Source organism: Paenibacillus taichungensis, assembly GCF_047302525.1.
Taxonomy (GTDB): domain Bacteria; phylum Bacillota; class Bacilli; order Paenibacillales; family Paenibacillaceae; genus Paenibacillus; species Paenibacillus taichungensis_B.
Map to the genome: position 1 here is coordinate 1,467,623 of NZ_CP168020.1, position 24,284 is coordinate 1,491,906.

38 protein-coding genes and 2 pseudogenes are annotated in these 24,284 nt (G+C 41.9%); all 40 read left to right on the forward strand.

The features are described from left to right. Positions 1 to 55: 55 nt before the first annotated feature. The 40 genes and pseudogenes from ACDJ58_RS06760 to ACDJ58_RS06955 all read left to right on the forward strand — a co-directional run bounded on the left by ACDJ58_RS06760 (position 56) and on the right by ACDJ58_RS06955 (position 24,221). The gene (locus ACDJ58_RS06760) at positions 56 to 625 is read left to right on the forward strand and encodes a GNAT family N-acetyltransferase (protein ID WP_413376558.1); all 570 of its coding nucleotides are present in this window, start codon (positions 56 to 58) and stop codon (positions 623 to 625) included. A 32-nt stretch (positions 626 to 657) separates the two neighbouring features. Further along, positions 658 to 1,284 carry a hypothetical protein gene (locus tag ACDJ58_RS06765; protein ID WP_413376560.1) on the forward strand — a complete coding sequence of 209 codons (627 nt, stop codon included), beginning with the start codon at positions 658 to 660 and terminating at the stop codon, positions 1,282 to 1,284. A 125-nt stretch (positions 1,285 to 1,409) separates the two neighbouring features. Continuing rightward, positions 1,410 to 2,366: a radical SAM protein gene (locus ACDJ58_RS06770; protein ID WP_413376562.1), complete on the forward strand. Its 957-nt coding sequence runs from the start codon at positions 1,410 to 1,412 to the stop codon at positions 2,364 to 2,366. 215 nt (positions 2,367 to 2,581) lie between these two features. Then, positions 2,582 to 3,568: a phosphodiester glycosidase family protein gene (locus ACDJ58_RS06775; protein WP_413376564.1), complete on the forward strand. Its 987-nt coding sequence runs from the start codon at positions 2,582 to 2,584 to the stop codon at positions 3,566 to 3,568. Then, positions 3,565 to 4,584, forward strand: a complete 1,020-nt coding sequence (locus ACDJ58_RS06780) for a GtrA family protein (RefSeq protein ID WP_413376566.1) — start codon at positions 3,565 to 3,567, stop codon at positions 4,582 to 4,584. Before ACDJ58_RS06775 ends, ACDJ58_RS06780 begins: the two co-directional genes overlap by 4 nt. 164 nt (positions 4,585 to 4,748) lie before the next feature. Continuing rightward, entirely contained in the window at positions 4,749 to 5,177 is a 429-nt protein-coding gene (locus tag ACDJ58_RS06785; RefSeq protein WP_413376568.1) for a VOC family protein, read from the forward strand. Positions 5,178 to 5,245: 68 nt separating this feature from the next. Continuing rightward, positions 5,246 to 5,530 (forward strand): annotated as a pseudogene (locus ACDJ58_RS06790) (Mpo1-like protein); the annotation flags it as partial. A 41-nt stretch (positions 5,531 to 5,571) separates the two neighbouring features. Continuing rightward, the gene (locus ACDJ58_RS06795; RefSeq protein WP_413376570.1) at positions 5,572 to 6,279 is read left to right on the forward strand and encodes an AAA family ATPase; all 708 of its coding nucleotides are present in this window, start codon (positions 5,572 to 5,574) and stop codon (positions 6,277 to 6,279) included. A 36-nt stretch (positions 6,280 to 6,315) separates the two neighbouring features. Beyond that, positions 6,316 to 6,801, forward strand: a complete 486-nt coding sequence (locus ACDJ58_RS06800; RefSeq protein WP_413376572.1) for a DinB family protein — start codon at positions 6,316 to 6,318, stop codon at positions 6,799 to 6,801. Continuing rightward, entirely contained in the window at positions 6,798 to 7,286 is a 489-nt protein-coding gene (locus ACDJ58_RS06805; RefSeq protein WP_413376574.1) for a cysteine hydrolase family protein, read from the forward strand. Before ACDJ58_RS06800 ends, ACDJ58_RS06805 begins: the two co-directional genes overlap by 4 nt. Before the next feature lie 205 nt (positions 7,287 to 7,491). Then, positions 7,492 to 8,007 carry a GNAT family N-acetyltransferase gene (locus tag ACDJ58_RS06810; protein WP_413376576.1) on the forward strand — a complete coding sequence of 172 codons (516 nt, stop codon included), beginning with the start codon at positions 7,492 to 7,494 and terminating at the stop codon, positions 8,005 to 8,007. A 35-nt stretch (positions 8,008 to 8,042) separates the two neighbouring features. Beyond that, on the forward strand, positions 8,043 to 8,627 hold the full coding sequence (locus tag ACDJ58_RS06815; protein ID WP_413376578.1) for a hypothetical protein: 585 nt from the start codon (positions 8,043 to 8,045) through the stop codon (positions 8,625 to 8,627). Positions 8,628 to 8,706: 79 nt separating this feature from the next. After that, the gene (locus ACDJ58_RS06820) at positions 8,707 to 9,168 is read left to right on the forward strand and encodes an NUDIX domain-containing protein (protein ID WP_413376580.1); all 462 of its coding nucleotides are present in this window, start codon (positions 8,707 to 8,709) and stop codon (positions 9,166 to 9,168) included. Positions 9,169 to 9,259: 91 nt separating this feature from the next. After that, complete coding sequence (locus ACDJ58_RS06825) at positions 9,260 to 9,895, forward strand: hypothetical protein (protein WP_413376582.1); 636 nt, start codon at positions 9,260 to 9,262, stop codon at positions 9,893 to 9,895. 16 nt (positions 9,896 to 9,911) lie between these two features. Continuing rightward, positions 9,912 to 10,220 carry a hypothetical protein gene (locus ACDJ58_RS06830; protein ID WP_413376584.1) on the forward strand — a complete coding sequence of 103 codons (309 nt, stop codon included), beginning with the start codon at positions 9,912 to 9,914 and terminating at the stop codon, positions 10,218 to 10,220. A gap of 63 nt (positions 10,221 to 10,283) precedes the next feature. After that, positions 10,284 to 10,766 carry a GNAT family N-acetyltransferase gene (locus ACDJ58_RS06835; protein WP_413376586.1) on the forward strand — a complete coding sequence of 161 codons (483 nt, stop codon included), beginning with the start codon at positions 10,284 to 10,286 and terminating at the stop codon, positions 10,764 to 10,766. Positions 10,767 to 10,822: 56 nt separating this feature from the next. Beyond that, positions 10,823 to 11,224, forward strand: a complete 402-nt coding sequence (locus ACDJ58_RS06840) for a hypothetical protein (RefSeq protein ID WP_413376588.1) — start codon at positions 10,823 to 10,825, stop codon at positions 11,222 to 11,224. A 1-nt stretch (position 11,225) separates the two neighbouring features. Further along, entirely contained in the window at positions 11,226 to 11,729 is a 504-nt protein-coding gene (locus ACDJ58_RS06845) for a DUF4188 domain-containing protein (protein ID WP_413376591.1), read from the forward strand. Positions 11,730 to 11,785: 56 nt separating this feature from the next. Then, positions 11,786 to 12,298, forward strand: a complete 513-nt coding sequence (locus ACDJ58_RS06850) for a hypothetical protein (protein ID WP_413376593.1) — start codon at positions 11,786 to 11,788, stop codon at positions 12,296 to 12,298. Between the two features lie 32 nt (positions 12,299 to 12,330). Next, positions 12,331 to 12,714, forward strand: coding sequence for a hypothetical protein (locus ACDJ58_RS06855; RefSeq protein WP_413376595.1), 384 nt, complete (start codon positions 12,331 to 12,333; stop codon positions 12,712 to 12,714). A gap of 227 nt (positions 12,715 to 12,941) precedes the next feature. Next, entirely contained in the window at positions 12,942 to 13,220 is a 279-nt protein-coding gene (locus ACDJ58_RS06860) for a hypothetical protein (protein ID WP_413376597.1), read from the forward strand. 25 nt (positions 13,221 to 13,245) lie between these two features. After that, entirely contained in the window at positions 13,246 to 13,656 is a 411-nt protein-coding gene (locus ACDJ58_RS06865) for a hypothetical protein (protein ID WP_413376599.1), read from the forward strand. Then, on the forward strand, positions 13,646 to 13,987 hold the full coding sequence (locus ACDJ58_RS06870; RefSeq protein WP_413376601.1) for a hypothetical protein: 342 nt from the start codon (positions 13,646 to 13,648) through the stop codon (positions 13,985 to 13,987). The genes ACDJ58_RS06865 and ACDJ58_RS06870 overlap by 11 nt, the downstream gene beginning before the upstream one ends. 230 nt (positions 13,988 to 14,217) lie before the next feature. Then, positions 14,218 to 14,895 (forward strand): HAD family hydrolase, encoded by a 678-nt coding sequence (locus tag ACDJ58_RS06875; protein ID WP_413376603.1) that lies wholly within the window; start codon positions 14,218 to 14,220, stop codon positions 14,893 to 14,895. Then, a complete protein-coding gene (locus ACDJ58_RS06880; protein ID WP_413376605.1) occupies positions 14,892 to 15,428 on the forward strand; it encodes a hypothetical protein in 537 nt (178 codons plus the stop codon). Before ACDJ58_RS06875 ends, ACDJ58_RS06880 begins: the two co-directional genes overlap by 4 nt. A gap of 38 nt (positions 15,429 to 15,466) precedes the next feature. Further along, the gene (locus ACDJ58_RS06885; protein WP_413376607.1) at positions 15,467 to 16,315 is read left to right on the forward strand and encodes an adenylyl-sulfate kinase; all 849 of its coding nucleotides are present in this window, start codon (positions 15,467 to 15,469) and stop codon (positions 16,313 to 16,315) included. Positions 16,316 to 16,380: 65 nt separating this feature from the next. Beyond that, positions 16,381 to 16,566 carry a hypothetical protein gene (locus ACDJ58_RS06890; RefSeq protein ID WP_413376609.1) on the forward strand — a complete coding sequence of 62 codons (186 nt, stop codon included), beginning with the start codon at positions 16,381 to 16,383 and terminating at the stop codon, positions 16,564 to 16,566. Positions 16,567 to 16,680: 114 nt separating this feature from the next. Next, a complete protein-coding gene (locus ACDJ58_RS06895) occupies positions 16,681 to 17,247 on the forward strand; it encodes a histidine phosphatase family protein (protein WP_413376611.1) in 567 nt (188 codons plus the stop codon). Positions 17,248 to 17,272: 25 nt separating this feature from the next. Next, positions 17,273 to 17,650, forward strand: a complete 378-nt coding sequence (locus tag ACDJ58_RS06900) for a hypothetical protein (RefSeq protein WP_413376613.1) — start codon at positions 17,273 to 17,275, stop codon at positions 17,648 to 17,650. Between the two features lie 45 nt (positions 17,651 to 17,695). Beyond that, positions 17,696 to 18,277, forward strand: coding sequence for a GNAT family N-acetyltransferase (locus tag ACDJ58_RS06905; RefSeq protein ID WP_413376616.1), 582 nt, complete (start codon positions 17,696 to 17,698; stop codon positions 18,275 to 18,277). Continuing rightward, positions 18,252 to 18,890 carry a Type 1 glutamine amidotransferase-like domain-containing protein gene (locus tag ACDJ58_RS06910; protein WP_413376618.1) on the forward strand — a complete coding sequence of 213 codons (639 nt, stop codon included), beginning with the start codon at positions 18,252 to 18,254 and terminating at the stop codon, positions 18,888 to 18,890. The genes ACDJ58_RS06905 and ACDJ58_RS06910 overlap by 26 nt, the downstream gene beginning before the upstream one ends. An 18-nt stretch (positions 18,891 to 18,908) precedes the next feature. Continuing rightward, positions 18,909 to 19,802, forward strand: a complete 894-nt coding sequence (locus ACDJ58_RS06915) for a PhzF family phenazine biosynthesis protein (RefSeq protein ID WP_413376620.1) — start codon at positions 18,909 to 18,911, stop codon at positions 19,800 to 19,802. 23 nt (positions 19,803 to 19,825) lie between these two features. Then, a complete protein-coding gene (locus ACDJ58_RS06920) occupies positions 19,826 to 20,617 on the forward strand; it encodes an aminoglycoside adenylyltransferase domain-containing protein (protein WP_413376622.1) in 792 nt (263 codons plus the stop codon). Between the two features lie 81 nt (positions 20,618 to 20,698). Beyond that, complete coding sequence (locus ACDJ58_RS06925) at positions 20,699 to 21,133, forward strand: cytidine deaminase (RefSeq protein ID WP_413376624.1); 435 nt, start codon at positions 20,699 to 20,701, stop codon at positions 21,131 to 21,133. A gap of 18 nt (positions 21,134 to 21,151) precedes the next feature. After that, positions 21,152 to 21,610 carry a GNAT family N-acetyltransferase gene (locus ACDJ58_RS06930; RefSeq protein WP_413376626.1) on the forward strand — a complete coding sequence of 153 codons (459 nt, stop codon included), beginning with the start codon at positions 21,152 to 21,154 and terminating at the stop codon, positions 21,608 to 21,610. Positions 21,611 to 21,697: 87 nt separating this feature from the next. Further along, positions 21,698 to 22,345 (forward strand): annotated as a pseudogene (locus tag ACDJ58_RS06935) (inositol monophosphatase family protein); the annotation flags it as partial. 50 nt (positions 22,346 to 22,395) lie between these two features. Then, a complete protein-coding gene (locus tag ACDJ58_RS06940) occupies positions 22,396 to 22,992 on the forward strand; it encodes an HD domain-containing protein (RefSeq protein ID WP_413376628.1) in 597 nt (198 codons plus the stop codon). Between the two features lie 46 nt (positions 22,993 to 23,038). Continuing rightward, on the forward strand, positions 23,039 to 23,488 hold the full coding sequence (locus ACDJ58_RS06945) for an NUDIX hydrolase (RefSeq protein WP_413376630.1): 450 nt from the start codon (positions 23,039 to 23,041) through the stop codon (positions 23,486 to 23,488). 20 nt (positions 23,489 to 23,508) lie between these two features. Then, positions 23,509 to 23,841, forward strand: a complete 333-nt coding sequence (locus ACDJ58_RS06950; RefSeq protein ID WP_163754937.1) for an HIT domain-containing protein — start codon at positions 23,509 to 23,511, stop codon at positions 23,839 to 23,841. A gap of 224 nt (positions 23,842 to 24,065) precedes the next feature. Next, a complete protein-coding gene (locus tag ACDJ58_RS06955; protein ID WP_162491041.1) occupies positions 24,066 to 24,221 on the forward strand; it encodes a hypothetical protein in 156 nt (51 codons plus the stop codon). The last annotated feature ends 63 nt before the right edge of the window (positions 24,222 to 24,284 follow it).

Below are 24,284 nucleotides of genomic sequence, written 5' to 3' on the forward strand. Positions count from 1 at the left end.
AATTCCTGAAGCAACAGTTGCTGAACTAATTTGAATAAGCCGGGGAGGCATACATATGAAGTCTATTGAAAGTTATTTTGACCCATTTCCGGTATTGGAAACAGAACGAATTCTCCTTAGGCCCATTACCTATGCTGATCTGGATGAGATGTACCGTTATTGCGCGGTTCCTGCTGTATCGGAGTACACAACTTGGGACACACATCAGAGCAAGGAGGATACCAAAGCCTTTATTGATTTTGTGATGAGTCGATACGAGATGGATAAGCTGGGGCCATGGGGAATCGAGGATAAACAAACGAAAAAGTTGATTGGCAGCTGTAATTATCTGGGGTGCGACAGCAACAGTATGAGGGTGGAATTAGGTTATGTGTTATCCAACGAGTATTGGGGTCGAGGAATCATGACGGAAGTGATTAGCCGAATCATTCAATTTGGGTTTGAAGACATCGGGTTGGAACGAATTCAGGCTAAATGTCTGGTGGGTAACATCGGTTCCGCAAAGGTCATGGAAAAGACAGGCATGAAATTCGAAGGGCTTTTACGCAAGTATATGAAAATTAAAAACGAAATGCAGGATTTGAAAATGTATGCTATGACCAGAGAAGATTTTCAATTGTTATAACCTGCTGAACATGTTTGAAAGGAATGTTATTGTTGACCAAAGGAATACTATTTGTTGTTCTTTTTATGACTCTTTTAAGTAACTCTGAAGTATCCGATAGTCTGTCCGAAGTCTCTAATCTACCTCCTGCGCCTATGATATTTACAGAAGAAGAATTTAAAGTTCAGAATAAAGCAAAGAATATCACCATTCAAATCGGAGATACTCGAGCAGAGGTTGAGCAGCAGTTGGGGAAACACGTGGATTATTATTATCATACGAATGTTTACCAGTATAAAGGTATGTGGATTCATTACAAAGAAGGAATTGTGGATGGAATCGTGATCGATGATGCGGCAGCAAATTCCAAAAAATATAAAACGCCAAGTGGCATAGGTTATGGCAGTACAATCCAAGAAGTAATCCAGCAATACGGAAAGAAAGCCTTTATTGATTCTAATCAAAGAAAAGTACGCTCAATTACGTATCTCATGGAGAGAGATAAACAAGGCAACTACAGTGTAATAACGTCATTTGATAAATTCGTACTTGAAGGAGGCTATGAAAATTTGATGATTTTATCCATGGTGCTTGATCAGCAAAGTCGTGTGTCATTCTTGATGATCGCAGACTATGAATTTGCATATCATCCTGAGCATAGATGGACTGAAACTCAATAAAATGGCTGGGGGTTACTCTGTTTTTTACATCCCAACGTACACAATGTCATATCGTGCATCGACCGAGATCCGCTATAATCTCCAAGTTGAAAAAACATGGATAAGGAATCGGGAGGTACATTGAATTGACAACGAAAAACAGATATAAATCACTAGAGCTTGAAACACCCGGCGTATATGAACTGGAAGGACTGGAGGTCGGCGTGACCTCCAATTGCAATTACAAATGCGACTATTGCTGCGCCTACAATCGGGACGATGGGCAATGCATAAGCGGTCAGGAGGTTATCCAAATTATCCGTGAGCTTCCGCAGCTCAAGCGGGTGCGTTTATCCGGGGGAGAGGTGGCCCTGAAGTATCAGGATTGCCTGGAGATTGTGACGTATTGCGGGGCACATGGCATCGACACGCAATTAAATACTAATGCCAGTTTGCTAACGGAAGAACGAATTCATGCTTTGCGTGATGCCGGCTTGTCCAATATTCATATTTCGTTCAACTATACAGATCGGGATGCATATGCTGCCTATTACCGAGTACATCCCCGCATGTATGAGCGATTGGAGCATAACATTCGTCTTTGTACTGAAGCGGGGCTGGAGACCGTATTGGAGACGCTGCTATTTGAAGGTACCCAAACGAACATGCAGGCCATTAGCGATAAAGTCTATGAACTGGGTGTGCGCATCCATGAGATCCAGATCAGCATCGTGATGTCACATAGTCAATGGAGCCAGATTGCTTCCAAAGAATCACTCATCCACTCCGTAAACGAGCTTATTAAGCACAAGAAGGAAGATACGACGTTATATTTTACCTGTATGGATCGTTTTGCTGAACAACTGGGTTTGCGTGAACAGCCTGGTGTCTACTTCTCTAATTGTGTGGATGGGACCAAACAGCTGCATTTGCACGGTAATGGGGATATTCTCATCTGTGAGTTATGCCACCCAGTCGTGATCGGTAATATCTACGAGGGCACGTCTTTGAAGGATATTTATACCAAGCAACCACAAGCGTTAACGGATTATCTAGAAAAGAAGCCCTGCCCTGCATACGATGCTCTTTTTGCGGGTGAATAGTCACGTTTATAAAAGCTGTTTAGCATCGTACTTGTCCCTATTTGGGGTACATATATAGATTGAGATCCATCATTATCACTTATATGGAAGGTTGTCTGATTTCCTCTCGGGGGAAAGGATGACCTTCTTTTTTTGCGTTCAGCCTGTTTCAGATTCATTTAAGCTAGCCCGCCTATGATGAGCCTTAAGAACTTAGATGAAGAGGTGAACTTCACATGATGAAGATCTATCCAAAAACCAACGAGAACGACCCATATAAAAATGCAAAACCAAGGCGCAAATGGCTGATAATCACCCTTGTTATTGTTCTGGGCCTTGGTACCGTGATATACAGCCTAGCAGATCGCTACTTAATCCGGCATGTACAGGTTGTTGTAGCGGATGACAATACATCAGCAACCAGCGCCTCCAGCGATACTTCAACCACGGCGACAGAAGTGAGTGCAACGTCAGATGACTGGAACTATTCCAGCGATGATATGCAGGTCAAGATCGATAAGGTGCAGACGGGCTCAGGCTCAGATCAGATTACGTATTACGTCGCAGATGTACAGCTGACAGATGCGAGCAGCCTGCGATCGGCTCTGGCAGATAACAGCTTTGGCACGAATATTACCGAAAATACTTCAGAGATAGCAGCGGCCAACAATGCCATCTTTGCGATCAATGGTGACTACTACGGCTTCCGTGATGACGGCGTAATTATCCGCAATGGTACGGTATATCGGGATGATCCGGTGCGTGATGCGATGGCATTGTTCAGTGATGGCACGATGAAGACATATAACGAGACAGAAGAATCCTCATCGGAACTGCTGGAGGAAGGTGCGACCAATACGTTATCTTTTGGACCAATTCTGATTCAGGACGGTGAGATTGTAAGTGACTTCAGCAGTGTGAAAATCGATAACAACTTTGGTAACCGGTCGATCCAGGATGCCAATCCGAGAACAGCAATCGGCATGATCGCCCCGAATCATTATGTATTTGTTGTGGTTGACGGACGGCAGGATGACAGCCGTGGCATGACGCTGGCAGAGCTTGCCGATGTCATGAAAGGTCTTGGAGCAACGGAAGCCTACAATCTGGACGGCGGCGGCTCATCCACGATGTATTTCATGGGCCGGGTTGTTAATAATCCGCTGGGGAGAAACCAGGAACGCGGCGTAAGTGACATCCTTTATCTGAAGGAGGGACAATGATCTTGACCATATTAATTCCATCATACGAACCGGATGTTCGTTTATTAAATCTTGTGTTACAGTTGCAGACGTTTCAGTTAGGACCCATTGTCATTGTAGATGATGGCAGTGGCCCGGGTTACAGGGGAATCTTCGAGACGGCAGAAGCTTATGGGTGTACGGTCCTAACACATACGGTTAATCTGGGCAAGGGACGTGCGCTCAAGACAGGATTTCAACATATCAAGGAACATGGCCCACAGGGCGGTATCGTTTGCGCAGACAGTGACGGCCAACATCTGCCGCATGATATCAAACGCATCTTTGATGTACTATTGGAGCAAACGACCCCGGGGATTGTTCTGGGAAGTCGTCGTTTCAGTGGAACCATTCCAGCGCGTAGTCGTTTTGGCAACACGGTCACACGAGGCGTCTTTTCTCTCACGACAGGTACGAAAGTATATGATACACAGACAGGCCTGCGAGGTTTTCCGTACTCGATGCTGGACTGGCTGTGCCAGATACCGGGAGAACGCTTTGAATACGAAATGAACATGCTGCTAACAGCGCATAAAGAAGGGTATGAGATCACGGAGGAGTTTATTGATACGGTCTATCTGGATCATAACAAATCCTCTCATTTTCGCCCATTGGTGGATTCATTCCGCATTTATATGCCGATTCTGATGTTCAGTACGTCTTCGGTGTTATCGGCTCTGATCGATTTTGGCTTACTGTTCGTTATTCAGTACTTCACCCATAATCTGTTCCTATCGGTCGTTGCAGCGAGACTTTGCAGCTCCATCTTCAACTATACGATCAATCGGAAATATGTATTTTCAGCTGGGAAAACGTCCAGAGTCCGTCAGTCTTTACCGAAATACTTCTCATTGGTCATTCTGGTGCTGCTATTAAATTACGGATTGTTGTACTTCTACAATGAAAAATTGATTATCCCGCTGATTGCAGCCAAGCTGTTAACAGAGGTATCGATCTTTGTGTTCAGCTATTGGGCGCAGCGCAGATTTGTATATTAACAAAGAGAGAGTAAGCATATCGCTTGCTCTCTTTTTTTTTCATTCAAAGCCGTTTCATGTTTACCGCGTTATGGGGTACGATGGAGGTAGCTGTTTTGTGCAATGAACTGGTAGCTTATATGGATGAATTCATACTTTTATCAGTACATGGGAGGAATAAAAAAATGGTTCCACAGCGAGTGAGTCTGGTCACCATTGGTGCGATGCATTTGCCTGAATTGCGTTCGTTCTATCAGAAGCTTGGCTGGAGTGAGACAGCAATCAGTTCAGATCAGTACAGTGTCTTTGAAACGACTGGTGTATTATTATCGTTATATCCCATTCAGGAGCTTGAGAAAGATACAGGTATGACATTCAGTGCATCTGACGGGTTGAAGGGAACGTTGCTGGCAATCAATGTGGATAAAGCGGAAGATGTTGATGATACCATTAGGAAAATTCGTGAAGCCGGAGGTAATGTAATCAAAGAGCCCTACGACGCTGCCTGGGGCGGAAGAATCGCCTATTTCCTGGACCCGGAGAATAACTGCTGGGAAGTCACTTGGAATCCAACTGCCGTATTCGATGAAAAGGGAGCCATGATCACATTTTAGGGTGAAATGAGTGTGACCGGATGTTGAATCGTGTTCGCAAAGATTTGCGTTAGCGTTATTATCTTCAGGAACATCAGGATCGGAACAACCTCATCTTGCATTATTTCGCATTTTTATCGGCGTTTGCGGCTTGGATTTTCTTGTTTATTAATTTTAAAGTCATGCTGGTTCTGGCACTTATCCATTACGCCCTTTCCTGGATTGGGCACTTCTATTTCGAAGGCAACAAACCGGCGGCATTCCGATTTCCGCATATCGGTTTTTATACCGGGTTCACCTGGTTTTTTATCAGGACCATTGAGATCATCACCCGCAAAGAAATCATCCATCCGTGGATCAATAAACAGGACTGAAACCAGCAGGAGTCGAACTTTATAAAAATAGGAGTGTGTCTATGTATCTTCGAAGTGTGGAGTTACTGTCTGCTAAAGTCGAAAATCCGGATCAATATCCGTTTCATATACCGTCTATACAGTCATTGGAGCGATTGGAATTCAACAATAACATTACTTTCTTTGTTGGTGAAAATGGATCGGGCAAGTCCACACTGCTCGAAGGCATCGCTCATCAATGTGGATTTAACACAGCAGGGGGAGGGAGAAATAACTACTTTGAGATTGATGCTGCAGAATCGTCATTAGGGGATTATTTGCGTTTATCCTGGCTGCCCAAAATCTCGAAAGGCTTCTTCATGCGTTCTGAGTCCTTCTACCAATTTGCATCACATGTCGATGCGACAGATTCCATTGATTATTATGGCGGGCGTTCGTTGCACGAACAATCCCACGGGGAGTCTTTTCTCAATCTATTTGTGAACCGATTCAATTCCAAAGGCATCTATCTGCTCGATGAGCCCGAAGCCGCTTTATCTCCAGCCCGTCAACTCTCCTTGTTGCGTATTCTTCATGATCTATCAGACAATTCCCAATTTATTATCGCGACGCATTCGCCGATTCTATTGGGTTATCCGGGAGCACGCATTTTAAGTTTTGACAATGGTGGGATTCAGGAAGTGGAGTATGAGGATACAGAGCATTATCAGATCACCCGGAGTTTTCTGGAAAATCGTGACCGGATGCTGAATGAGTTGTTCAAGGACTGAATTGCTTTTATTTTGAAAGGAGAAAGGGAGCCGAACATGAGTACCAAATTGGTGTTGTTGGACCAACTGGCTGCCTGTCATCATGACAAGAGCTGGTTTATGCCGCTGGATGAGATGTTACGTGATGTAACCGCTGCGCAAGCCTTATGGCTGAATGATGAGGGACAATCGATCTGGAGGTTGGTGAATCATCTGACTTTCTGGAATGAAACTTGGTTGGAGCGGTTTATCAAGGGTGAAGTGGGTTCGGACAATAGCATAAATAATGATGAGACGTTCATTGTTGACCCATCCCATGTAAGTGAAGAAGATTGGCAGAAAAGCATTGCACAGATTGGAGCAACATTTAGTCGCTGGATACAGGCTGTAGAGGATAGTGATGATGCAAAATTAGGGATGACCATCCCATCGTACTTCAATGCCCCATGGTGGAATGTCATATCCAATCTGTGTATTCATAATGCGTATCATATTGGACAGATCATGATGCTGAGAAAGAAAGTAAGAGGAGAGATGATATGAAAATAGGTTTTCTGATCGTGGATATGCAAGAGAGTATTGTACGGGATAAGTTAGATCAAAAAGAGATAGACCGCACTTGTGAATATATCAATCATGTTGCAGACGTGCTTCGTTCGAGCGGCCATGTGGTAGTTCATGTACAAGACGTTGAAGGGATGGAGGATTCAAATTCTGAGGCGTATCGTATTATTTCTGAAGTTGATGTGAATGAGAAGGATTTGACGGTGACGAAGGAGAGTTCCAATGCATTCTGGCAGACAGACTTGGAGCAGATTCTGAAGAGTCACGGTGTTGAGCTGTTGATCATATCGGGATTTGCCGCCGAGGAATGTGTTCTGTTTACCTATAATGGCGCGATGGAGCGAGGATTTAGACCTGTCATGTTGCAAAATGGGATTCTAAGTACGCATTCCGAAGCGGTTATTTCAACCTATAGAGACCGGAACGTGATTTCTTATCCTGTAGTTAATTATCTAATCAAATAAGTGAGATTACTCATGGACGCGACGATGTCGTGTCCGTTTTTGGTTAAACATAACCTTTTATGATGGAGAGGATTCTTCATCGTTTAAATTAAACTTTACCTATATTTACTGGAGTTGAAGCGATACATTTAAGTGGTAAGCAGGGGCGTGATATGCAACTAAAGATGGGGAAGTGTGGTTCATTAATAAAGTGAGGTGTAATGACATGAATGTACAGATCACCAGAATCGATAAAAGTCAGAAAGAATTATTTTTAAACTTGTATAACCTTTATCTGTATGATCTTTCCGAATTCTCGGGTGAGGATTTGCTAAAAGAGGGGAAATTCGATCCAACGAATACCTATCTCTATCTGGAACGAGCGGAATTACATCCGTTTTTTATCCAATATGATGGAAAGGTAATCGGATTTGTGCTGGTTTGCTCTCCTCCTTATGTAGATGATGATGTCGACTTTACAGTTCAAGAACTGTTTCTGGTCAAAAAGTATCGTGGACAAGGATTGGCAGCTCAAGCGGTTGAACTGGTGTTTGCACAATTTCAAGGCAGATTCAAAGTGGAGCAACTGGCTAATAACCAATCGGCTGTTTCATTCTGGAAAAAATATTATGAACAACATCACATTGAATATGTAGAGTCCGAGTATAGCATTGAAATTGAAAACATCGCTGGCAGCCATCGGATTCTGTCTCAAACCTTTGTATGTGCAAGAATGGACTAGATTTATGTAAATCGTAACTAGGAAGTGGAAGTTATATGGAGTTCAAGTTAAGGGTTCAAAACAGCTTCGCATTTACCAATACATGGGTTATGATGAATGAAAAGGGGACCGCGAGAGAAAACGGGGGTTCGGATAGCATGCCTATTCATAATTTTGTTATTGAAAATAAGTCGGAAATCAATGAATCTATCTACACCTCCTACTCATGGGATACTCATGGAGTTATACATAAAAGTGGACTAATGGCAGAGGAACATGCTTACTTGGAAGATGAGTTCATTTCATACATTCAGGATTCTCTTAACTGGTTGAATACATGGAACCCATCTATCTGTAAAAGATGTAGTGGACTGAACAACTATGGAATAACGGTTATTGAAGAAAAAGATGCTTTGTTGAAGTTTCATCAACTAATTCGCGCATGGATTGATGTATTCAACCTTGCTCCTGATCAGATCAAGCTTACAGGGGATTATTGTTTTGATGGAAATGAACAGAGGGGCTATTATGAGAAACTCATATATAACAGAGTTGAATTAATAAACGAATTAAACAAGCTTGCCAATATGGCAAAAGATGCAGAGCTAAATGGGAAATGCATTTTGCATTTTGGTATTTGATCTTTTAAAGTGAAATTTTCTTATGGAACATAGCTGCTGACTAAAAGGGGAAGCCAGCCATTAGAGAGGAGCATGATTAATGACAAGCCGCATTGTCGTTACGGGCGGAGCCATTATTCGTGATCATATGGGAAGAATTCTGCTGCAAAAAAGATCAGATTATGGCGATTGGGGATTGCCTGGTGGTGGTATGGAGCCCGGTGAGAGTATTGAAGAAACTATGATTAGAGAAGTAAAAGAAGAAACGGGTCTTGAAGTGAGTTCATATGAACTGGCATCCATCTACACAGGTGAGAAAATGAAATATACATATCCGGATGGCAACGAGGTTGTATTTGTAATGTTCCTGTTTAACGTCACCGCGGAGTTGGGTGGGAAACTTGATCATGATCAAACAACCCTTTTATTTGAAGATGAACAGAATGAATCGCTAGAGCTTGTTTTTAAAAGTCTAGATGAAATTGATATTTCCACAATCAACAAGGTACAGAAGCCTGTATTGGTAGATTTGATGCAAGGGGAACTCACAATTCTGCGCTAAGCTTTAGAAAGAAGATCTTGAGAGGGAATAGGAAGATATAGTTCATGAGTAAGTGTAAATCCCCCATTTTAATAGAGAAAGGAGTCCTGATATGCCTTGGCCCATGGTTCATTTTGCAATCGCTTCAGAATTATTATCTGATCCAACCCCTGAATTTATAGTGGGAAGTCTTGCACCTGACTCCATTCATGTGAGAACGAATGAAAGAGCGGAAAAGGCAAAAACTCATCTCATGCCAGAGACAGCACGATTTGCAACAGACGAAGAGCTCAGGGTATTTTTTAATTCCAACAAAGAACGTGCGCATAATGATCCTAAGTTCATGCAATATTTGTGCGGGTACATCGCCCATGTATATACGGATCGTGTATGGACTTTTGAAATATATCCTGTATTTGAGGAACACCCCAATGGAAGAAGTATTTATACGGAGGATGTTACGAAGCTGGAATTTATGATTTTGAGAAAAGGGTCTGATGGCCATGATTTATTGAATAAGCTGGAAGCAGGTAAAGCTTTTGATTTAGGTGGATTGCTGGAGCAAGAGGTGTATCAATATAGAAAAGAAAAAGTAGACTTTTTGAAAAACCTTGAAAATGAGCCCTTAGATGATTTGAACATTTTATCTATGGAAGCTATAGAAGAGTTTATACAAACAACGGCCCAAAGACTTAGACAATTGTTTACAAAGTGGGATGTGTTTGAAGATTTATGCTGCATTGCTTGAGCAAGGAGTGATATTTGTGAAGGTATACAAGAAACAAATCCGTAAAATGGTGATAAAAGATATTTTGTTCCTGTACGTTGTAGACGAGCAAGCACAAGACATTATAATCCGTATATTTTCGAATACGTATAAATCTACATTCGTGGAGTTTGTTGTCCCTTGGGAAGATACGTGGGATATATTTGTCTATGAACCCAAGCTGATTTCTAATCTCATCCAATATGCATTAGAACAAGGATGGGACTGCCGCCAGAAAAATAATCGGATGAAATTCGACAACGCGACAAGTATCATAAGAGTGTTAATGGCAAAGAAAGAAGCTTGATGATGTGGGTTATACCATCTGATTCACTAGAAGACTTTAACAAGGAAAGTAGAGGTATTCTAAATGAAAAAACTGATTAGCCTTGCCCCATATAATGAGAAGTACGATCAAGACTTGGCTAATTTTTCACTAAGTGATGAACAGGTTCAATTTACTGCGATGCCTGCGGAAGTGATTGAGGAGGCATTGCAAAATCCGAACAAATATCCGGTATTGATTTTAAATGATGAGACTCCAGTTGGTTTCTTCATATTACATAAAAATTCTGAATACGTAGAGGAAAGAGATACTTCCCGTACAATACTGGTACGTGCGTTATCCATTACGTTAGAACATCAGGGGAACGGGTTTGCATTGGCTGCGATGAGGGAACTGCCTACACTGGTTAAGCAGCTTGATCCGAAGGTCAATGAAATTATTTTAGCTGTGAATGAGGGGAATATTGCAGCACAAAAGCTGTATCTAAAAGCAGGTTTTCTAAATATGGGAGAACGGAAAATGGGCATCAATGGTCTTCAACTAATTTTGCAATATAGAATGATATAAAGGAGAATCTTTATGGATAATTTAATGAGTCTTGAGCCTCATGGAGGTCAGACCAGATGTATGCGGTAATTGCCAATGTGATTAAGGACAATCAACTCCGAACGGGTGCAAAGGTATACATTTTATATTGCCATGGGATGGCAGAAAGTCCATTAGTGTATGGTGTGGCCAAGGGTGGAAAGAGAATCGAGAAGTATATTTCTTACAAAAAATTAAAAAAATTTAGATCACAGTGGGTCCCGCAACATATTAGGCATCGGGTGCAATGGTCATATGAAGATCGAAGAGAAGCGGATAAGACTGCTAAATCACTGGAATTAATGTGGACCAACGTCAGATTATTTGATAGTGCGGGTCACATAATCCAAGAAGGTGTGACGGCAAGCCAAGCTTTTATTATAGGCAGTAATATCAAGTTTATTGAACGCAGGTACATATTTGATGAAAGGGAGGACTAATGTGGCGAACATACACAAGGGAAGATATTCAGCGGAGATCGATGGCGAGTTTGTTGTTTTTATTATTGGAATGAGAGTTAATCGCCTATGGGCCATACATAAGTGGTTACCTGTTTTTAAATCCATGGGCCCGATGATTAAAGAACTATACATGAACCCAGATACCGGTTTTCTGGGGACGGAATTTTTTATGAGCTGGCGTGGAGTGACTCTGCTGCAATATTGGAGATCTTATGATGAGTTGGAGAAATACGCACGCGGTGGCCTACACTTGGAGGCTTGGAAACGATTTAACAGATCCGTTGGATCGGATGGAAGCGTGGGGATTTATCATGAAACGTACAAAGCTCAATCCTGTTCATATGAGACCATATATGCGAATATGCCCAAATTCGGATTGGCTAAAGTGTCTAACCATGTTCCAGCGACAGGCAGGAAAGAAACGTCCAGACGTAGAATAGGTGGAGAGAGTGATCCGGCAGTAGAAACACCAAAGAATCCTTAACATATGATTAGTGAAGTTCGAATGTACAATCATCGCAAGTAGAGAGGAGCATGTTATTGAAAGTTAAAGTTAAACCAGAAGATTTGGGTTCTGAGCAGCTTAGCTGGCTATGTGTCCAACCGATGTTGATCTCCGTTCGTGGTAAAGATGTTGCAGCAAAAGTAGAGGTATACCGGCAATTACATGAAGGACAACAAGCGATATTTTTATTCTATTCCTATCATAACCACACCAAGAGCTTGGCCGAGTTTTATTGGTTTTCGGCGTACAACATTATCGACATGAAGAGCTGGAATGGAATTAAGACCGGGATGCGCTATTTTAACCAAAATGAAATGGTAACTCTGCTGGACGACATTGAGCTTTTGATTACAGATAAAAATAAAGATGGAGACACGTGGCGTGAGGTTCTTCCCACGGATTTGGAGAAAGACCCGATCCTGCTGCAAAGAACGGAAGAACTATACGTTAAATATCGAGCCGCGGCTCAGGAAGCTATTTTACACATGAATGAAATAATTCGGCAAAATCAGGAGAAGTATCTGGAGATTACGGAGATCAACGCCTAAAGTGATCTCAAAATATAAGGAGTGATCATTTCATGAAATCTCCGGGTGGATCTATTTTTCCTTATTATTATAAAGGTGGAGAAATCCATTGTCTGAAATATGGCAGTAAACATAAGGACCAAAATAAGCTTTTCGATGTGATGAGACAAGAAGAGGCTTTCATCTTAGGGATCAATAAAAAGCTCAAGGTTTGGGTGGATATGTATGAGACGAAGATTACCAAAGAAGTCTTGGATCAGTTAATCTGCAATATGAATAATCTCAAAAATCATGTGGATAAGCTCTCATTTGTAGGATTATCAGGGAAGGATCGTTGGAAATTAAAAAGAAGATTGAAGAGCCTGGGGATGGGGCAATTTGTATCATTTTATGCTGACCCTGAAGAGGCAAAGACATGGCTGATAACGGATCGATAATCTGATCTTTAGCAGCAGATGTGGATAAAGGACAATAGGAGAACTACTCTTCATGGAGTAGTTCTTTTTTTCATGATTTTGAAGGCGAAACAATGCTGCTGTAATTCGAAATTCTTCTAACATAACAAGTACTTCACACAATTCAATTCTATTTCTATGCTAGAATGGATAGCAGGAAAAAAGCGGAAGAATGAAACAACGTACTGAAGTAGGTAAGGGGTACGAAAATGAACGAAGAAGAGATCTTGGAGTTGTACGGTTTAGATCCAGATACCAGACACAGGCAGCAAATCAGGGAGTTTTTGCAGCAAGAAATTGAGAATCAAGAAGCAGTGCATCATGAGTATCTCAAAACCTTATGTATTATGTTATTCTGCATCGGAAATGTAGAGGACACTGGGCTGATCTGGCAGGCAAAACGCAAGAATCAGGATACGGGCAGTTATATTGATGTGCAGCTTCTGTGTGGTGCCAGTTATGAGAAGACAGAGCAACCAATGAGTTAAATGGAACAATGAAAGGAGTCATACAATGGCAAGTGTACATGATAACATCATATTAAGTTACGAAGTCGATTTGGAGTATGAACTCATTAAGATGCGTACCCGTTCGTATCACTCTGATTTGTCTGAAGATACGGATATCCTTTTCTCGGATGTATTGGCACATTCGTTTGATACACCGTTGCAAGGCAGCATTATCTTCGATATTGACGACGTTGGTTTGGATTGTTTTATTAGTTACAATCGCGAGTTGTTGGACAAAGGGAAAGGTCAGGGCTGGCCTATCTTGTATAATACTGATGAAGAGCTGCAAACCAAGTTGATCGAGGGGGAATATCTGTACTTTGTCATTACATCATCATATGGATTAAGTGGCTGGGTATTGGCTAAAAAGGTTGAAATGATAACAAAGATGCGGAATGAAAAAGATGAGGAATAGATTTGGTTATGAACCGAACTTGATCCGTAAATTACCAGTAGTAATGAGTCTTGTCACTTTAGTTGTCATTATGATTATTACCAATCCAACCAGAACAGATTTCTATAGATGGCTGGAAAGCGAATATGGTATACATGTCTCCTACGACATCAATGCAGGAAAGACGTATACACAGATCACGAACGGCCAGGAAAAGAGTCTTATTTTTAGAAGCGGACATATACAGCATGTGGGGATCTATACGACGTATGATGAGCTTTTTACGGATGCAGAAGGCAATGATATCAACATTAAAGCCCTTGGTATAATGAACATGTTTTTTAAAAGATAATAGGTTCCTGTTCCAACTATAGGGGGTTCCGACATACCACGATTTTGTATGATGCAAATATGCAGAGCAGCGTGGTTTTGTGTTGAGCAGAATCCGTAAGGAGGGGCGGATATTTCGTTATTTGGTTCATTCGCAAATTCCACATTATGGGTTATGATGTACCTACAGAGAAAATTTAACATACATAGGAAGTTTTTCGGGATTGAGAGTATTCCAGTGGGAGGAATAGAATGAAAGCCATTTTCCTTGATTTCTATGGGACAGTTGTTCATGAAGATGATGATATTCTTCCCGTGATTTATAAACAAGTTCAAGCGACAGCGCAGGTGGAATGTACAACGGATGAGATCGGTGCTTATTGGTGGAAGGCTTTTTCAACATTGTTTTATGCAAGCCACGGCAGCCAGTTTACCACGCAAAGAATGCTGAATGTGCAATCTCTGGCAGAAACGCTTCTCCATTTCAAATCGGATCTACAGGCTGAGTCGCTTAATCAGGAACAGTTAGCTCATTGGCGTAACCCGGGCATATTTGCTGATTCAATTCACTTTCTTCATTCTCTTGAAGTTCCGGTATATATCCTTTCCAATATCGATACTGATGACGTGAAAGCCGCAATGAAGGCACATAACATTGAAGTGGCCGGAGTAATTACCAGCGAGGATGTTCGATCTTATAAGCCAAGGTCAGAGATGTTTGATGAAGCGATCAAGAGGTATGGTTTGCAGCGAGATGAGGTGATCCATATAGGGGATTCTCTCGTCAGTGATGTACAAGGAGCGCAAAATGCGGGAATTAAGGCTATCTGGTTGAATCGAAAAGGAAAACTCAAACCACAACAGATTACACCGGATTATGAGTGCAAAGATCTTGGCGAAGTTGTGCATATGTTGGAGGCTTGGATATGAAAAAGTTAACCGTGTTGTCGTTATTATTTCTGTTCTTAATTGCCTGTCAGGATAAAACAACCCATGAAGCTGTGCAGAAACCAACGATTCCAGTGACGGAAAGCGTTACTGATGATTTAATCGAGCAGAAGGACGACGAATCAGAAGCACCCAAAGCACCCAAAGAAGACAAAGGCATTCCTCCTGTCTATCTTGATGAAACGAAGTATACAGGTGATGAACTGGAAATCGTCAAACTGATGAACGCTCGTATGCGTTATATGTGGGAAGAGGATGAGAAGAGCTATATGAGCCTTTTTGATCCACAATCGCCAGTCTCAGGCATGCCAGTTTCAGGATTTTCAGGTTTTAAAGTTCGCAAGATCATCTCTATGAGCGATATCAACATTCGAGAGCAAAAGAAGCTTTATGAAGCACTTGTGATGGTTACTGAATTAAGAGAGAACGAGGAGGAGGCCAGCTCTAGCATGGTGTTTTGGAAAAAGAAAGCGGATGGCGATGCTGCGAAATGGATTTTTGCAGACATCGATTAACAACAACTGAATGAAATGAAGTTAAGGGTGATGAAATCATGACAAATCAATTGATACTTATTGAAGGATTACCGGGTTCAGGAAAGTCGACGATTGCCAAGATGGTATCCGAGATTCTGATTGAGCAGGGCAAAAAGGTGAGACTAATCCAGGAAGGGAATCTGGATCACCCTGCTGATTATGATGGTGTGGCCTTTTATTCTGCGGAAGAGTTCAGGTCTATGGTGGATGCTCACGGGGCGTGTAAACATATATTGGAGAGTAAAGCTACAGCCTATCAGGATGGTTTCCTGATTCCTTATCGCAAAATGAAAGAGGGATTTGGAGTGGATTTCCCCGATTATGTGGTGCAGGAGATATTCAGCAAAGATATTTATGAACTGCCTTTTGAACAAAATGTGAAGCTGATCACCGAAAAATGGCGGAGTTTTACCGAAAGCGTGATAAGTACGGCTGATGATTCCATCACCATATTTGAATGTTGTTTTATTCAAAATCCACTGACCATAGGTTTGGTGAAATACAATCAATCCAGAGAAGAAAACGTGCAATATGTTTTGGAATTGGAGCGCATCGTTCAACCATTGAATCCGCTCCTAATCTATATTCATCAAGAGGATCTTGCACATACCTTTGACAAAGCAATCCAGGAAAGACCCAAGGAATGGTCAGATGGATTCATACAATATTACACAAATCAAGGATGGGGACTCGCGAAAGGATATCACGGTGTTGAAGGCACCGTGAAAGTTCTTCAGGCAAGAAAAGAGTTGGAGACCGAGATTTATCAGTTACTGAAGATGGACAAACACTGGCTGGACAATTCGGAATATAACCGCGCTGTTTGCCAGGAGGAACTGGATAAGATCCTGAAAATTTCACTTTGAGATACAAAGTACAAGTACGAGATTTCTTAGCACGGCAATACAATACATAACGGAGGTTTATTTTCATGTTATTTCTTGAGGCAACACTAATCTTCATTACCGCTATATTGTTCATCGTAGGTGTAAGAAGCAAACGCAAAACATGGATTAGATGGGGTATAGGGAGTTTAACTTTGTTAATTGTACTTTTTATTCCATCGTTTGTTAATGGATTTGTGGAGGGGTTGTCCTCTGGCTGGTCGGCAAAGTAAACCTAGATGCAGTTAAAATTATGGAGGTTGATCCGGTGTTTTAAAAAAAGGATCTGGAGTAGTCAGCGTGACATAGATAGCCTTAAGCATTACGTTCAGAAATAGGAGGAGCTTGTGGATATCACATTTATTCGTCATGGTCATGCTGAACATTTGCTTCAATATCCTCATCAGCTAAACCAGTTGCATCCGGGACTTACTGAACAAGGAAAGAGGCAGGCGACTGCATTGCGAAAGCAGATTAAAATCTTACCGGAAGACATAGTTTTGGTGAGTCCTACGAAACGAACGATAGAAACGGCATTCCTCTTAACATCAAGCGATAAACTGATAGTCTGTCCACTCGTTGGCCCGAGAATGTTCCCTCAAAATCCGGAGTTCTCCGTTCTGCGCTGTGATCATATCTATTCGAAAGATGAATTAAATGCTCAGTATACGGGGCTGCGAATTCTTGATTTTGAACTTGATTGCTGGTTGGATGGGATTAATCGAATGGAAGAACATCTATTTGAGGCTTATGCTGGACACCTAATTCAATGGTGCAGAGAGCAGAGCGGAAGAACTTTTATCATTTCACATGATGGTACGATAACAAGTTATAGAGCTTTTCTTGGAGAGCAGGGGTTAACCCGAAGTGACTTTCTAGGTGAAGCAGGGCATTACACGATTAGAGATCTGTAATACAAAAATAGAAGGTAGGGATTCCATGAAATCCATTCCATTCTCCATTTTACTAGCCAGTGTCATTTTGGGAATATCGTTCATAGTTGGTTGCCTGTTGCTATCCAATCAGGGGAGAGCTAGTGAATCGACTCAGGCAGTGGAACAGGATGTGCCGAACAATAACAAAACATTAATGACGATCCAAGAAACGGCGGAGTATCTGAGTATGACTAAAGAACAGGTGATGGACATTATTAAGGCCGAACAAGGAAGTTTCGCGGCATCGGGTTTCTTTGAAGGAAAAATGTTTCCTTTCATCAAGGTTCAAGATCAGTTTTTGGTTAGTAGAATCGAGTTGGAATTGTGGGCTCAAGATGCATCTTCAAGTCATAGAAGATATATTAATGGGCAGATGCAATAGTCCTATGGGAACGACGGCCTAAACAAACAAAGGAGAGTATTTGAAATGGAGTTCGCGGGACAGAAGATAAGAATAATACCTGTCACAGAACAGGACCTCGACTTTATAAGCAAACTTGAATGTGATGCGAGTATATGGAGTTTCGAGGAGAACGTTGAAACGGATACTGAGAAAGTTCGCGATAAATATCGTAGTCATTTTTTCACTACGGATGAAAAACCGTATGCCTATGATTTTATTATTCGTCGTTTGGAAGATCCAGAAGGTGAACCAATTGGTCTTATCCAAATGTGGAGCTATGTGGATCATAGAAAAAGCTGGGAACTCGGATTCGCGCTGCTTCCGAATTATGTAGGGGAGGGCTACGGAAGTGAGGCTACGAATCTTTTATTAGAATTTGCATTCAACGGGTTACACGTCCATAAACTGATAGGTATGTGCAATGCTCAGAATGTCCGATCGGCTGCGTTGATGCAGCATGTGGGTATGACACGGGAAGCCGTGTTCAAGGAAGAACTTTGGTGGAACAATCAATGGACGGATCAATATTTCTTCTCCATTTTAGAAAAAGAGTTTAGTGAACGAAGAGGGAGGGGTTCAGATGACCAAGTTGGTCTTGTTAAGTGATTTATATTTCGAATCTAACCACGAACTAAATCAGAGAATATTGAGCTTGTTCAACTCTGACCAGCCTTCCATCGGTTATGTACCTTCGTGTTCTGACCCGGATAGAAGATATTTCGAGCATACGAGACGTTACTATAATCAACTGGGAATCCAAACAATTGATTATTATGATCTCGACCTAGAATACGAGGAAAACAGATTTAATACCATATTTGAAACCGACGCGATTCATTTATCTGGAGGGAATACATTTTATTTTCTAAGTTTATTGCAGAAGAGAAATGCAATGGAATTGTTGCGTTCCTATGTGCATAAAGGCGGCATTCTGATTGGAGTTAGCGCAGGCAGTATTCTAACTACACCGACGATTGAAATGGCCGGATATGGCGAAGATGCAGACGAGAACCATGTTGGATTAATGGATAAGCAGGCTCTGGCGCTCGTTGATTTTGAATTTTCACCGCACTGGGATGGAACGGAAGAAGTTTTGGATTCATTAAGAGATTACGCGCGAGACAACTCTACAACAATCTATGCTTGCAAAGATGGTGGCGGAATTGTTATCGATGGTGAAGTGGTAGAGTCCTATGGCGAGGCACGTTGTATAAACTAAAAATAAGGTGGGTCTACAATGAGTGTGATCACTGTATATCATTATGATGCTTTTTCGACGGTTCCTGGTAAAGGAAATCCGGCTGGAGCCGTCTTTCATGCCGATTCGCTCAGTGAGGAAGTGATGCAACAGATTGCGCATAAAGTTGGCTTTAATGAAACGGTCTTCGTGATAAGTTCCGAGGTAGCAGATGTTAGATTACGATATTTCACACCGGGTCATGAGATTAATCTGTGTGGCCATGCAACAATGGCATCCATGTATGGGTTAAAGACTAGAGGGCTACTGGAGGATAAGCAGTCGATTACCATTGAGACTAATGTAGGCATATTGCCGATTCAGTTCCAGCAGGATGGCGATACGATCAACATTGAGATGAAGCAGGATCAACCCCGTTTCATGCCATTCCAAGGTGACATAGAGAAGCTGGCAAATTCCATTAATCTAACCACGGATGATATTGATCTATCCATACCCATCGTCTATGGAAGTACAGGCACCTGGACTTTGTTGATACCGATTCGTAAACTGACTTCTTTCCAACAAATGAAACCGGATTCTTCTCTATTTCCTGAGATATTAGTTGAAAATCCGAAAGCTTCTTTGCATCCCTTTACTCTGGAAACCCGCGATTCAGATGCTCTAATGCATGCCAGACATTTTTCCTCGCCTTTTTCGGGTACTACGGAAGATCCGGTTACGGGAACAGCATCCGGTGTGATGGGTGCCTATTATCTGGAGTATATGAATTCTGAGATTGATCAGGCTCATTTTGTTGTGGAGCAAGGGCATGAGGTTGGCAGAGATGGGAAAGTTCATGTTAGCGTGGTCAGAGATGGACAGGACATGGATGTCAGAATACGAGGAACGGCTGTTTTTGTGGAGGAAATGAAAGTGAAGTTGGATACGTAACGTAAATGAAGGAGTGGATTTAGGTGGATGAACAGGCAGTACTACATACAGTTACCCTTTTGTTAAAAGAAGAATGTTCGGATTCCCTGGTAGGAATTTATTTGCACGGGTCCATGGCTATGGGGTGCTTCCTTCCTAATCAAAGCGATATCGATATACTGGTGGTATGCCGGGAGCAGCTGTCTGCTGATACCTATCGAAGGATTGCGAAGAGATTGATGCTCATCGAAGATGAAATGCATATTGTCACAGGATTTGAACTTAGTATTGTTTTGGAGTCTACGGTTGCTAAACTGACGTTTCCGACTCCATTTGAATTTCATTATTCCGCGTATCACCGGGAAAAGTATAGAAATGATGATCAATATCTTTGCGGTGGATACGAAGATCCGGATCTGGTAGCACATCTGGCCGTTATTGTTGACCGTGGAATTGTGCTTGTTGGCAAACCTATTAAGGAGTTATTCCAGCCCGTAAATCGTGAATATATGTTGGCCTCTATTACATCTGACGTTGGTTCAGCTATGGAAGAAATAACGGAGAATCCTGTCTACTATGTTTTGAACCTAGCACGGGTTCTATTGTATGTGGAAGATTCAGTAATATACTCCAAGCGAGAAGCAGGCGATTGGGCACTTATTCATATTTTACCGAAATACAAGGAAGTCATTTCACAATGTCTAGCAAAGTATAACGGGGAGCTGGAAAGCGTGAATTTAAGTGATGATTTGCTTCTGGATTATGCGAAGTACATGTTGAACGAAATAAAAGGTTTGGCGGAATCTGGTTTGGAGCATGGACGTGGAAAGCGATGAAGGACAAGGTTGAGCAGAGCAAAGCTTAAAGGGCAGGTGCGAAACAGCATAATACAGGATCTATCAATAAAAGGAGACATCATGATGACCATAACGACAGAAGATTTGGAACTGATTGAAGCAGCAAAGAACGTAATTTCGCGTTTGTATCAGGAGGGTAAGCATCACGTCGGGGCAGCAGTACGAACTCGATCTGGAAAAATATTTGCGGCGGTACATCTGGAAGCCTATATCGGTCGTGTCTCGGTATGCGCGGAAGCGATTGCCATCGGTAAAGCCATTTCGGAAGGGGAACATGAATTCGAAACGATCGTGGCCGTAAGACATCCCGAAGTTGATCCCAATGATGCAACGAACGGAGCGGAAATCCAGTTAGATGTAGTATCTCCTTGCGGTATTTGCAGAGAACTGATTAGTGATTATGGGAAGGACACAAAGGTCATTTTGCAGGGAGAAGAGGGTTATTCTAAAACAACGATTGGGAAGTTATTACCACAAAAATATACAAGAACATAATAAGGAAGGTAGATTGTGATGTTTGAGATTGTTGATATTCGGCAAAAGCCGGACATGCTGCAGGCAGCTGTACAATATTTTTGGAAGCAGTGGGGCTCGGAATCAAGCTATCATTTTTACCGGGATTGCATAGAGCGTTCAGTGGAAACCGAGAGTGATGTGCCCCGATTTTATGTACTGTTGGATGGAGACAGGATTGTTGGAGGATATGCTCTGTTACGAAGTGATTTGAATAGCCGCCAGGATCTATTTCCGTGGTTTGCATGCCTTCATGTTGATCCAGAATACTGGGGCCAGAATCTGGGTGGGCAACTACAGAATCATGCGATTAATGAGGTGAAGACAAAGGGCTACGACAAGCTGTATTTATGTACGGATTTGACGGACTATTATGAAAAAAATAACTGGGCGTATATCGGTAAAGGATATCTGCTTGATGATGAAGAGACTCGAATCTATGAAATTTGCATAAAATGAGCGCTTTAATAATAAAAGAAAAAGGAAAACACGGATCAAGTAACCGAACGGAGTGAGGGTCATCGAACAAGCCATTCGTTTAGCCCGAGTGGCTGGCTGTGGATGATTGATCCGTTGGACGGAACAAACAACTTTGCCATTGGTCTACCGATATTTTCCGTTTCCATTACATTAATGTATCGTTCAGAACCCGTTCTCGGGGTTATTTACGAACCTCTGGTGGATCGTTTGTTTGTGGCATCACGTGGGAATGGGGCAAGCTGTAATCTGAACCCCATGAAAGTCCAAAAGAATGAGTATATTCATAAAGGGACCATTGGCTGGATTCAGGTCTGTCCGTTATGCCCCCGCTCTTCACTATGGATCTCATGATCGGGAAAACTAATGCTAATTTCATCACATATCATCCGCTCTGCGGCATCTGGTGCAAAATGAGGAGAAGGCTGTACGACTACGTCAACATCGGATGTTCGTTTCAAACGAATGATGCGATTATGGGCTCCAACCTTACAGTGGTGCATGTTAGCTAAGGGGGATATTGACGGCATTGTGCTCTACAATTCGGAAGGAGACGATTTGTATTCAGGCATATTAATGGCGAAGGAAGCAGGTGCCATCGTTATGGATTTTGAGGGTAATCCCTTTGAAGGTATGAATTCAGAGCCATATCTGATTGCCTGTCATCCGGATCATCGTGATTATTTTTTGAGTGTCGTTCAGGAGGGAATGAACTGATGATTAGCGAGCTTAATAAGCATGAATTCTATAATCCGGAGGAGACTTAAATGAACGAATCATTGCAGGAGCAGATTCAATTTCTAATTGAGATTGATAAACTGAAAACGATTGAACGAAAAACGAGAATCATCCATGGCGACAGACTCGAAAATGATGCGGAGCATTCCTGGCATCTGGCGATGATGGCTTTGATTTTGCAGAGCCATTCCAACAAGGAGGTGGATATTCTCAAAGTCATTAAGATGCTTCTCGTTCATGACCTCGTTGAGATCGATGCCGGAGATACATTTGCCTACGATACGGTAGGGCATGCGGATAAATATGACCGAGAGATCAAGGCTGCGCATCGACTATTTGGGATTTTACCTGAGGAACAGGCCCAAGAACTGTTGAATCTGTGGCTGGAGTTTGAGGCAAAGGAGACCAATGAAGCGCAGTTTGCCTCGTCGATGGATCGGTTGCAGCCGTTGATCCACAATCATCAGAATGAGGGAGATACGTGGCAGAAATACAATATTACAAGTGAACAGGTGTTAAATAGAAATCGTGAGATTGAGAACGGTTCCGAAACATTGTGGACGTACGCACAGCAGATTATCCAAAATTCCGTAGACAAGGGAATCTTGACTAAATCCAAGTCTTAGAGACACGTTGTTGAACTTATCTGATTACAGACGGGGGAAAATCTTTATGGGATATATCATGGAGTTGAGAAAGCTGGTGGGTTCACGCCCTCTAATCATGGCTGGTTCATGTGTGTTGGTCTTCAATGAGCAGGGCCATCTGCTGTTGCAAAGACGTACAGATAGTCTGGATTGGGGAACCCTTGGCGGATCATTGGAACCGGGAGAATCTTTGGAGGAAGCTGCTGCCCGTGAATTATATGAGGAAGCTGGACTGAGAGCGGGTGCATATAAACTCATTACCGTTTTCTCAGGTCAGGACATGTATTACAAGTATCCGCATGGAGATGAAGTATATAATGTCATGGCAGTCTATGAAGCTACTGAAATTCAGGGCGAGCCAACGGTCATGGATGATGAAGGACTGGAACTGCGTTATTTTGATCTGAGTATGCCAATCCCAGAGATTAATCCGTTCACGGAATATGTGCTGAAAAAAGCGGGATATATTGACTAAGTAATGAAAGGGGATCGTATATGACACAGGATTTTTATTGTGATGAAGTGCTTAGTGGTAATACCAAAGTAAATATCGTTATGGAAACAGACAAGGTGCTGGCTTATCATCATACCCGACCATACTACAAGCATCATATTGTTGTTATTCCAAAGATCCATATCCAATCATTCATTTCACAGGAAGAAGATAATAATGATGAACTATTATTGGAAATTATGCGCGTTATCAAAAAGGTTGCTGCGGACATGGTTGTCCAGACGGGTTCTTCCAAAATCGTAACTAACCTGGGCACTTACCAGGATTCGAAGCATCAACACTGGCATGTGGTAAGCGGTGAACGTATCCAATAAAATAAGTCTTAAGTAGAGTCTTCCTGCCGGATGTTCGGGGGAAGATTTTTTGATTTTAATGATTAAAATTCTCTCTATCAAGAATGAGGAATTTGATTGGAGAAAGTGAATGGAGGTAAAATATGCTAAAATAGGTTGATGAATTAATAAGTTAGTTTATTAATAAATCATGATGATCATATGAATTATGAATTCAGTACATTGATAAAAAAGGAGGAATTGTGATGAGCTTTTCATTCATTTCAACATTCGCAGTTTTATTTAACTTGGTGTTATTCGGTTTGGGTGTATATGCCCTCATTTTATTTATCAAACTTGCTAAACGCGGGATTCAGGCGTTGGACATTTATCTATATGAGAAACGAGGAGAACGGTTCTAAGCTGTAGAAATATCACTCAACAATAGAATTATCATTTTTCTCTCAGTGTTTTATTGTTGCTCT

Excerpts from the sequence above, each read along its gene's own strand:
- ACDJ58_RS06900 (WP_413376613.1), top strand. The coding sequence starts at position 17,273 with ATGAAATCCATTCCATTCTCCATTTTACTAGCCAGTGTCATTTTGGGA.
- ACDJ58_RS06875 (WP_413376603.1), top strand. The coding sequence starts at position 14,218 with ATGAAAGCCATTTTCCTTGATTTCTATGGGACAGTTGTTCATGAAGAT.
- ACDJ58_RS06955 (WP_162491041.1), top strand. The coding sequence starts at position 24,066 with ATGAGCTTTTCATTCATTTCAACATTCGCAGTTTTATTTAACTTGGTG.
- ACDJ58_RS06800 (WP_413376572.1), top strand. The coding sequence starts at position 6,316 with ATGAGTACCAAATTGGTGTTGTTGGACCAACTGGCTGCCTGTCATCAT.
- ACDJ58_RS06835 (WP_413376586.1), top strand. The coding sequence starts at position 10,284 with ATGAAAAAACTGATTAGCCTTGCCCCATATAATGAGAAGTACGATCAA.
- ACDJ58_RS06805 (WP_413376574.1), top strand. The coding sequence starts at position 6,798 with ATGAAAATAGGTTTTCTGATCGTGGATATGCAAGAGAGTATTGTACGG.
- ACDJ58_RS06950 (WP_163754937.1), top strand. The coding sequence starts at position 23,509 with ATGACACAGGATTTTTATTGTGATGAAGTGCTTAGTGGTAATACCAAA.
- ACDJ58_RS06795 (WP_413376570.1), top strand. The coding sequence starts at position 5,572 with ATGTATCTTCGAAGTGTGGAGTTACTGTCTGCTAAAGTCGAAAATCCG.
- ACDJ58_RS06860 (WP_413376597.1), top strand. The coding sequence starts at position 12,942 with ATGAACGAAGAAGAGATCTTGGAGTTGTACGGTTTAGATCCAGATACC.
- ACDJ58_RS06910 (WP_413376618.1), top strand. The coding sequence starts at position 18,252 with ATGACCAAGTTGGTCTTGTTAAGTGATTTATATTTCGAATCTAACCAC.
- ACDJ58_RS06880 (WP_413376605.1), top strand. The coding sequence starts at position 14,892 with ATGAAAAAGTTAACCGTGTTGTCGTTATTATTTCTGTTCTTAATTGCC.
- ACDJ58_RS06815 (WP_413376578.1), top strand. The coding sequence starts at position 8,043 with ATGGAGTTCAAGTTAAGGGTTCAAAACAGCTTCGCATTTACCAATACA.
- ACDJ58_RS06840 (WP_413376588.1), top strand. The coding sequence starts at position 10,823 with ATGTATGCGGTAATTGCCAATGTGATTAAGGACAATCAACTCCGAACG.
- ACDJ58_RS06945 (WP_413376630.1), top strand. The coding sequence starts at position 23,039 with ATGGGATATATCATGGAGTTGAGAAAGCTGGTGGGTTCACGCCCTCTA.
- ACDJ58_RS06940 (WP_413376628.1), top strand. The coding sequence starts at position 22,396 with ATGAACGAATCATTGCAGGAGCAGATTCAATTTCTAATTGAGATTGAT.
- ACDJ58_RS06825 (WP_413376582.1), top strand. The coding sequence starts at position 9,260 with ATGCCTTGGCCCATGGTTCATTTTGCAATCGCTTCAGAATTATTATCT.
- ACDJ58_RS06890 (WP_413376609.1), top strand. The coding sequence starts at position 16,381 with ATGTTATTTCTTGAGGCAACACTAATCTTCATTACCGCTATATTGTTC.
- ACDJ58_RS06865 (WP_413376599.1), top strand. The coding sequence starts at position 13,246 with ATGGCAAGTGTACATGATAACATCATATTAAGTTACGAAGTCGATTTG.
- ACDJ58_RS06905 (WP_413376616.1), top strand. The coding sequence starts at position 17,696 with ATGGAGTTCGCGGGACAGAAGATAAGAATAATACCTGTCACAGAACAG.
- ACDJ58_RS06760 (WP_413376558.1), top strand. The coding sequence starts at position 56 with ATGAAGTCTATTGAAAGTTATTTTGACCCATTTCCGGTATTGGAAACA.
- ACDJ58_RS06785 (WP_413376568.1), top strand. The coding sequence starts at position 4,749 with ATGGTTCCACAGCGAGTGAGTCTGGTCACCATTGGTGCGATGCATTTG.
- ACDJ58_RS06885 (WP_413376607.1), top strand. The coding sequence starts at position 15,467 with ATGACAAATCAATTGATACTTATTGAAGGATTACCGGGTTCAGGAAAG.
- ACDJ58_RS06855 (WP_413376595.1), top strand. The coding sequence starts at position 12,331 with ATGAAATCTCCGGGTGGATCTATTTTTCCTTATTATTATAAAGGTGGA.
- ACDJ58_RS06775 (WP_413376564.1), top strand. The coding sequence starts at position 2,582 with ATGATGAAGATCTATCCAAAAACCAACGAGAACGACCCATATAAAAAT.
- ACDJ58_RS06810 (WP_413376576.1), top strand. The coding sequence starts at position 7,492 with ATGAATGTACAGATCACCAGAATCGATAAAAGTCAGAAAGAATTATTT.
- ACDJ58_RS06780 (WP_413376566.1), top strand. The coding sequence starts at position 3,565 with ATGATCTTGACCATATTAATTCCATCATACGAACCGGATGTTCGTTTA.
- ACDJ58_RS06915 (WP_413376620.1), top strand. The coding sequence starts at position 18,909 with ATGAGTGTGATCACTGTATATCATTATGATGCTTTTTCGACGGTTCCT.
- ACDJ58_RS06925 (WP_413376624.1), top strand. The coding sequence starts at position 20,699 with ATGATGACCATAACGACAGAAGATTTGGAACTGATTGAAGCAGCAAAG.
- ACDJ58_RS06820 (WP_413376580.1), top strand. The coding sequence starts at position 8,707 with ATGACAAGCCGCATTGTCGTTACGGGCGGAGCCATTATTCGTGATCAT.
- ACDJ58_RS06870 (WP_413376601.1), top strand. The coding sequence starts at position 13,646 with ATGAGGAATAGATTTGGTTATGAACCGAACTTGATCCGTAAATTACCA.
- ACDJ58_RS06930 (WP_413376626.1), top strand. The coding sequence starts at position 21,152 with ATGTTTGAGATTGTTGATATTCGGCAAAAGCCGGACATGCTGCAGGCA.